Source organism: Candidatus Binatia bacterium (assembly GCA_036504975.1).
Taxonomy (GTDB): domain Bacteria; phylum Desulfobacterota; class Binatia; order UBA9968; family UBA9968; genus JAJPJQ01.
This window is the reverse complement of record DASXUF010000148.1, coordinates 1-7,367: the sequence shown is the minus strand read 5'-3', so window position 1 is coordinate 7,367 and position 7,367 is coordinate 1. Positions and strand designations below refer to the sequence as shown.

Below are 7,367 nucleotides of genomic sequence, written 5' to 3'. Positions count from 1 at the left end.
TGGTGATCGCTTATCATCTGCTAACTCGCAAACAAGTTTATTCCGACCTCGGTGTTAACTACTTTGATGAACGTGACCGTCAGGCAGTAACAAAACGCTGCCTCAACCGGCTGCAAAGACTCGGTTACCAAGTCACGTTGGAGAAATTGCCGATGGCGGCGTGAATTCATTTTCATAAGAGAGTAGAAGTGAAGCTTCGATGGCTGTCGATGAAGGGACCGAATCGCCCATGGCGGAGCGCAAGGCCGAAAGCCCGGCTATCCGTGAGCAACTGATGGAGGAGGTGATCGAGCGAGGAAATTTGAAGCAGGCACTAAGGCGAGTCAAAGCCAACAGAGGGAGTCCGGGAGTGGATGGGATGACAGTGGATGAGCTAGCGGGCTACCTCAAAGGGAACTGGCCAGCGATTCGGGAGCATCTGCTTAGTGGGACCTATAAGCCGCAGCCGGCCAAGCGGGTAGAAATCGCGAAGCCGGAAGGCGGGATACGAAAGCTTGGTATTCCAACTGTGCTGGATCGCTTCATCCAGCAAGCGGCGATGCAGGTTTTGCAACGCAAATGGGACCCGACGTTTTCCGAGCACAGCTATGGGTTTCGCCCTAACCGCTCTGCGCATCAAGCGGTAGCACAGGCGCAGCAGTATATCGCCGAAGGCTACCGCTGGGTGGTGGACATCGATCTGGAGAAATTCTTCGATCGAGTCAACCACGACAAGTTGATGGGAGAGATGGCTAAGCGAATCACCGATAAGCGGGTGCTGAAACTCATCCGGGCTCACTTGACCGCCGGAGTGATGGAGAACGGGCTGGTGAGTCCGATGGAGGAGGGGACGCCGCAAGGCGGACCTTTGTCGCCGTTGCTGTCGAACATTGTGCTCGACGAGCTGGATCGGGAGCTTGAGAGGCGCGGCCACCGCTTTGTGAGATATGCGGACGATTGTAACATTTACGTTCGCAGCCGACGAGCGGGGCAGCGGGTGATGGAGAGCATCACTGAGTTCATCACGACAAGGCTCAAGCTCAAGGTCAACAGCGAGAAGAGCGCAGTGGGGCGGCCATGGGAGCGGAAGTTTCTGGGCTTTAGCTTTACCTCGAATCGGGAGCCAAAGCGGCGCATTGCGCCGCAAGCGGTGAAGCGGTTCAAGGAGCGGGTCCGGGAGCTGACGCGACGCACGAGGGGAGTGAGCCTTGAGGAGATGGTGAAACAACTCACCGTCTACCTGCGAGGCTGGCAGGAATATTTTGGTTTCTGTCAGACGCCCTCGATGCTCCAAGGCTTTGACGAATGGGTCCGGCACAGACTGCGTGCTACGGCCTGGAAGCAGTGGAAGCAGGGCAGGACGCGATTTGCTGAGTTGCGAAAACGAGGCGTGGGCAAGAATCTGGCGGCACAGACTGCTGGAAGCGCTCACGGCCCGTGGCGACTCGCTAACAGCCCGGCCCTCAACATGGCTTTGCCCAATGCTTACTTTAGCTCGCTCGGTCTTCCGACGTTGGCGGCTCGTGGATAGCTCAATCTGCCGAACCGCCGTGTACGGACCCGTACGCACGGTGGTGTGACAGGGACAGCGGGCAACCGCTTACCTATGTCGATTCCACCTGTGTAGTGCTAGAATCCGCTCGTGGCGCGAAGCGAAAAATTGACGCCCGCCTTGAAAAAAGCTCAGGAGCACGGCATCGACCTGACCCTCCTCTATGAGCGCCTGTCGTGGACGCCAACCGAGCGTCTCAAGCGGAACTGTGAGGCGGCGGAGGCCCTTGAGGAGTTGAGAAAAGCGGGGCAGAGGCACCGTGCTGGCAAGCAACGTTGAGAAGCTGCTCAAAACGCTTGACGATCACGGTGTCGAGTTTGTCATCATCGGCGGGGCGGCGGCGGTTCTTCACGGTTCGGCCTACGTGACCGGCGACTTGGATGTCTGCTACTCCAGAGAAAAAGAAAATCTCAAAAAGCTCGCGCTTGCTCTAGCCCCTTTCAACCCAGCGCTTCGCGGCGCGCCAAGGGACCTTCCATTTCAGTTGGACGAAAGCGCGCTCTCCTATCAGGTTTGAACTTCACTCTCACGACAGACCTTGGCGACGTAGATATCCTGGGTGAGGTTACAGGATTGGGTAGCTATGAAAAGTTGCTGCCAGTTTCTGAAGAGATGGAAGTTTTCGGTTTAGGATGCAAGGTTTTAACACTCGAGGGGTTGATCAAAGCCAAGAAGGTCGCCGGCCGTACGAAGGACCTGATGCTGCTGCCGGAATTGGAAGCGCTGTTGGAGATCCGTAAATCTCAGAAGAAAAGCTAGCGGCAGTCCGTCATTCCCGCGTGCTTTTAGCGGTGGCTCGACCGGGCTCGCCACTCTGAGCTTCTCGAAGTGGAATCCAGACTCCCACTAAATTTCGTAAATCTCCCCCTTGCTAAGGGGGAGACAGAGAGGGGGTTGCCCGGAATGACTCAGCCCACTCAGCACTCATGGGCTCAGGACTGGTTTCCCCACTCATCCCTCAGCGCTATTGCAGGCGCCGGTCTTTGTGGTATGACGCAGCTGTAGTTTGCACGGATCGGTCATGTAACCCGTTCATGGTTCGACAGGGCTCACCACGAACGGCGTGAGCTACATTCCCGTTCGTCCTGAGCTTAGTCGAAGGACGAAGTGCTTCCGAGAGGAGAGCAATCCTATGGTGTTCGATCTGGTTGTTCGTAACGGGCTTGTGGTCGACGGAACGGGGCGCGCGGGGTTCGAGGCCGACGTGGCGGTCGAAGACGGGAAGATTGCCGCGATCGGAAAAAATCTCGCGCCTGGAAAGAAGGAGATCGACGCCAGGGGCAAGGGCGTCGCGCCGGGGTTCATCGACCCGCACACGCACATGGATCTTTTTCTCGTCCTCTACCCGCATGGAAACCCCGTGGTCAACTTCGGCGTGACGACGGTCGTGATCGGCGACTGCGGCGCCTCGTGCGCGCCCGTGCCGGCCGGGAGCGAGCCGCTGAAGGTCCTCGTCGCCTATCTCCGCCGCGTGCTCGACAAATATGTCGACGAGAGGGACTGGCAGTGGAAGACGTTCCCGGAGTATCTCGGCTATCTCAAGGGGCGGGTTGGCATCAACGTCGCCGCCCTGGTACCGCATTCGCCGGTGAGGCTCGCGGTGATGGGGGAGGCCGCTTATCAACGCGAGGCCAACGCGGAAGAGCTGGACGCGATGAAGCGGATGGTGCGCGAGGCGCTCGAGGCCGGCGCCGTCGGTTTTTCTTCGAGCCCGCGCGGCGGGCCGGCGGTTCACGCCGGCACTCCGAGCACGTTCGCGACCGAGGAGGAGATGGTAGGTCTCGCCAATGTCGCCGCGGAATACGGCGGCTGCTTTCAATTCAACGGTTTTCAGAATCTGCTGAAGCCCGCGAGCGGCTTCCCGGCGCTGGTGGAGAAGGTCAGCTCCAACATGATCGGCAACGAGTTCCGCATCCGTCCGGGAGAAAAAGACGACGCGGCGAGATCGATCGCCTTCATGGAGGAGGCGAAAAAGCGCGGCAAGGACATCAACGGCGTCGTTATTCCTTATCAACATATCAGGCGCTTCGGCATCGCCGATTGCTTCATCTTCGAAGGCCTGCCGGCGTGGGACGCGATCAAAGAGCCCGCGGGAGAGCTGCGCCAAAAGCTGCAAAACGGAGATCTCCGCGCCAGGCTGGAGCAAGAAAGAATCGACGGCGCGGGGAAGCCGGAGTTTCCCGAGTGGCTCGGTTGGGATCGGATCGTGTTCGAGCGGGTGCAGAAAGAAAACTTGAAGTCACTAGAAGGAAAGAGCGTGGAGGAGATCGCGCACGCGACGGGCAAGGCGCCGGTAGATGCTTTCTTCGACACGTGGCTGAAAGACGATCTGGGCTCGCGCTTGCTCTTCTATGGCTGGGCGAACGCGCACATGGACCGGCTCGCCGAAATGATCAAGAGCCCGCAGGGCCTGATCGGCACCGACGCCGGCGCCCACCTCGACCGCTTTTTCTGGCACGGCTCTCCGGCGCGGATTCTCGGCTATTGGATGCGCGAGAAGAAGCTCTTCAGCCTGGAAGAGGCGGTCAGGAAGATCACCGCGTTGCCGGCGGAAAAGCTCAGGCTCAACCTCGGTTATCTAAAAACCGGGCTGCCGGCGGACATAACGGTTTTCGACCCGGACAAGATCGACGACCTGGCGAGCGGGCGGCTGCCGGAGAAGGTGGACGCGAACGAGGTGCGGCGCCATCCGCCGGGGATCGAGGCGGTCGTGGTGAACGGCAAGGTGGTCGTCGAAGCCGGCGCTTGCCTCGACGTGTTTCCAGGCAAAGTCACGCGCCAGGAGCTCTGCGTCCCGGCCCTCTAGCTTGGTACCCCCGACCGGGTCTTCGCCGTGGCGGCAACCGACGTTGAGAAAATCCTCAAGACGCTTCTCGGCCTGCTCCGCTGGAGCTGGTTGCCTCTCGCCACGATTGCTTCCCCCGTCCTCCCAGGAATCGAAGGTGCGAGCCCTGCCGCCGCGCAGGAGAAGAAGGTCGTTATCGGCTACGTCGCCCGCGACTTCAACAATTTTCCGCCGCTATTGGCCGAGGCGAAAGGCTACTTTCGCGAAGCCGGAATCGCGCCTGAGCTCGTCCAGGTCCGATCCACCGTTGCGCTGCCCGGCATTTTGGGCGGCAGCATCGACTACACCACCGCCTTCGGCACCAGCATCGGGAGAGCCATCCAGGGCGCGCCTTTGAGAGGCGTGCTCGCGATGGTGGCCAAGCCCAGCTTTTATCTGGTCGCGCGGCCGGAGATTCGAGCCGTGGCCGACTTAAAAGGCAAGATCGTCGCCGTGGGCTCGCTCGGCACCGTGAATCATCTGGTCACTCAGAGAGTCCTCGTGAACTTCGGGGTTGCTCCGGAGGAGGTCACGATCATGGCCATGGGCGACACGCCGGTGCGCATGGCCGCGCTCAAATCGGGGACCGTTCAAGCGACGATGGCCGCGCCCCCGGCTCCGACCCAAGCCAAGGCGTGGGGCTTCAACGTCCTGGCCTACGCCGGCGACTACATGGACCTCCCCTTGGCCGGCCTGGCCACGACCACGGGCAGGATCAAAGATTCACGCCGCGAGGTGGTCTCGGTAGCGACGGCGATCGTGCGCGGGCTCGTGTTCATGAAAAATCATCGCGCCGAGACCGTAGCGCTGATTCAGAAATTGCTCAAGATGGAAAAGGCGGTGGCCGAGGCTACGTACGACCTGTCGATCCAGTCCTTCAGCTCCGACGGCTCGGTTTCGGTCAAAGGCATACAAAACATCATCGAGATGTCGTCCGCGCAGGCGGGGGGCCGCCAGGCCGCGCCCTCGGACGTGGTCGACTTCGGGCCGCTCAGAGAAGCGCAGGCCGCCCTGGGGATTCGCTGACCGGCATTATGAAAACGCGCTCCGCATGCTTATTGGCCGCCCTGGCGGCTTTCCTGCTTTCGATTTCTTCGACGACCCAAGCGCAGCCGGGCGCCAAGAAAATCCGCATGGGGATCTCCACCACCAGCATCGTCTTTCTTCCTTTCTATGCGGCCGTGCAGAAAGGCTTCTACAAGGACGAAGGCATCGACCTGGAGCTTATCGTCATGTCCGCCACGCTCGCCAGCACGGCTGTGCTCACCGGCGACGTCGACTACAACGGAGCGGTCACGGGGGTCATTGGAGCTGCGGTCCAAGGGCGACCGCTCAAAGTTCTGATCTTCACGGCGGATCGACCCCTGTCTTTTTTGATGGCCAAAAAGGAAATCAAAGGAGGGGGGGACCTCAAGGGTAAAAGAGTTGCCGGCAGCTCGCCGGGGGGAAGCGCCACGTTGCTCGCCAGGCTCGCGATGAAGCATTTCGGCTTGGACGCCGACCGGGACGTCTCGATCATGCCGATGGGCGGTGGGGACGGGAGCCGCCTCGCGGCGCTCGAATCGGGCGTCGCCGATGCCACGATTCTGGGTATTCCTTTCAACATTTATGCGTTCGAGAAGGGATACTCCGAGCTGGTCTTCTTCGGCGATATCATGCGATTCCCCCAGACCGGATTTGGCACATCCGAAAGAAAGATCCGGGAACATCCCGACGAGGTCTTGAAGATGGTGCGGGCGACGCTTCGCGGACTGATGTTTACGTGGGAAGAGAAACACCGCGATGAGATTCTCGACCTCGTGATGAAGAGGCTCAAGATCGGCGACCGGAAGCTTGCGGGAGAGATTTTCCGCCATCTCCGCCGGGGCTTGACCAGGGATGCCTCGGTGGAGCCGGAGGGCATCCAGGCCCTCATCGATCTCGCAAGAGAGAACGCTCGCGTGAGCAAGCCGGTGACGGTCGCCCGGGTGGTGGATTACACGTTCGTGGAAAAGGCGCGGAAGGAGCTAGCCATTCAACGCTAGCAGGTTGCTGAAAAAAGGCACTCGTGCTTCGAGAGCCTCAGCACGAACGGAAATTCTCCTGTGATTTCAATCCCTCCTCCGTTCGTCCTGAGCTTTGCCTGTCCTGAGCCAGGCCGAAGGGTCGAAGGATGAACGGCATTTTTCAGCAGCCTGCTAGGTGATTGAAAAAATTTACTCGTGCGGCGATATGTCGAGCACGAATGCAAGAAGGAGGGACAGTTATGGAAAGCACAGCAACTTCTGCAACGAAAGACAGAGTTTTGCCCACAAGGCAGCCTCGATTCTCTGGTTTCAGCCATTCGAGCCTTCCCTGCCGCGATCTGGCCGCGTCGAAGCGCTTTTTCACTGAGGTGCTTGGCGCAGAGCTCTTTCACGATATCCCCGGATTCGCCGAGGTCAGGATTGCCGGCGTGATCGTCGGTCTTTCGGAGCAGCCCGCGGGCTGGACGGGACGGGATGCCGAATATCCTCATTACGCCTTCTTTATCGACGGGAAGGATTATTGGCCGATGAAGGAGTGGCTGGAAAGCTGCGGTGTCCCCACCCATCCCTGGACGCGCGACCACAAGAGGGCGCTCCTCTATTTCCGCGATCCGTCGGGGAACCTCTTTGAGATTTACTGTGAGAAGGGCTACGAGGGGGTCGCCTCGCTGCCGGTGGGTCCCAAGCAGGGAGGGCGAGCGATCGACTTTGCCGGGCTCAATTACGAGTGGACCGGCGAGAACACCCGGACGGAGGGCCGGGGGCCGCGCTTTACGGGCTTTAGCCACATGAGCCTTCCGTGCCGCGATCTCGAGCAGTCGAAGCGCTTTTTCACTCGAGTCATGGGAGGCGAGCTGGCGCATGGTGTCGAGGGATTTGCCGAAGTCCGCGTCGCCGGCGTCATCATCGGGCTGTCGCAACAAAAAGGCGGCTGGACGGGCTGGGACGCTGAGTTTCCCCACTACGCCTTCTTCGCCGAGGCGGAGGATTTCCTGCCGATGGTCGA

Annotated in this window: 8 protein-coding genes; all 8 read left to right on the top strand. The window is 60.0% G+C overall.

Annotated elements, in window-relative coordinates; genetic code table 11:
- Nucleotides 1–199: 199 nt before the first annotated feature.
- Nucleotides 200–1,510, top strand: coding sequence for a group II intron reverse transcriptase/maturase (ltrA, locus tag VGL70_18910; protein ID HEY3305600.1), 1,311 nt, complete (start codon nucleotides 200–202; stop codon nucleotides 1,508–1,510).
- Between the two features lie 111 nt (nucleotides 1,511–1,621).
- Nucleotides 1,622–1,810, top strand: a complete 189-nt coding sequence (locus VGL70_18905) for a hypothetical protein (GenBank protein HEY3305599.1) — start codon at nucleotides 1,622–1,624, stop codon at nucleotides 1,808–1,810.
- Nucleotides 1,791–2,048: a nucleotidyltransferase gene (locus tag VGL70_18900; GenBank protein ID HEY3305598.1), complete on the top strand. Its 258-nt coding sequence runs from the start codon at nucleotides 1,791–1,793 to the stop codon at nucleotides 2,046–2,048. Before VGL70_18905 ends, VGL70_18900 begins: the two co-directional genes overlap by 20 nt.
- Nucleotides 2,045–2,290 carry a hypothetical protein gene (locus tag VGL70_18895; protein HEY3305597.1) on the top strand — a complete coding sequence of 82 codons (246 nt, stop codon included), beginning with the start codon at nucleotides 2,045–2,047 and terminating at the stop codon, nucleotides 2,288–2,290. The genes VGL70_18900 and VGL70_18895 overlap by 4 nt, the downstream gene beginning before the upstream one ends.
- A 373-nt stretch (nucleotides 2,291–2,663) precedes the next feature.
- Entirely contained in the window at nucleotides 2,664–4,337 is a 1,674-nt protein-coding gene (locus VGL70_18890; GenBank protein ID HEY3305596.1) for an amidohydrolase family protein, read from the top strand.
- Nucleotides 4,338–4,364: 27 nt separating this feature from the next.
- Nucleotides 4,365–5,381 (top strand): ABC transporter substrate-binding protein, encoded by a 1,017-nt coding sequence (locus tag VGL70_18885; protein ID HEY3305595.1) that lies wholly within the window; start codon nucleotides 4,365–4,367, stop codon nucleotides 5,379–5,381.
- Nucleotides 5,382–5,389: 8 nt separating this feature from the next.
- Nucleotides 5,390–6,379 (top strand): ABC transporter substrate-binding protein, encoded by a 990-nt coding sequence (locus VGL70_18880; protein ID HEY3305594.1) that lies wholly within the window; start codon nucleotides 5,390–5,392, stop codon nucleotides 6,377–6,379.
- A 221-nt stretch (nucleotides 6,380–6,600) separates the two neighbouring features.
- Nucleotides 6,601–7,367: VOC family protein (locus VGL70_18875; protein HEY3305593.1), on the top strand; the 767-nt coding region annotated here is incomplete at its 3' end.

What these genes read in the sequence shown, in the direction of transcription:
- VGL70_18880 (HEY3305594.1), top strand. Translation starts at nt 5,390, where the DNA reads ATGAAAACGCGCTCCGCATGCTTATTGGCCGCCCTGGCGGCTTTCCTG.
- VGL70_18890 (HEY3305596.1), top strand. Translation starts at nt 2,664, where the DNA reads ATGGTGTTCGATCTGGTTGTTCGTAACGGGCTTGTGGTCGACGGAACG.
- ltrA (HEY3305600.1), top strand. Translation starts at nt 200, where the DNA reads ATGGCTGTCGATGAAGGGACCGAATCGCCCATGGCGGAGCGCAAGGCC.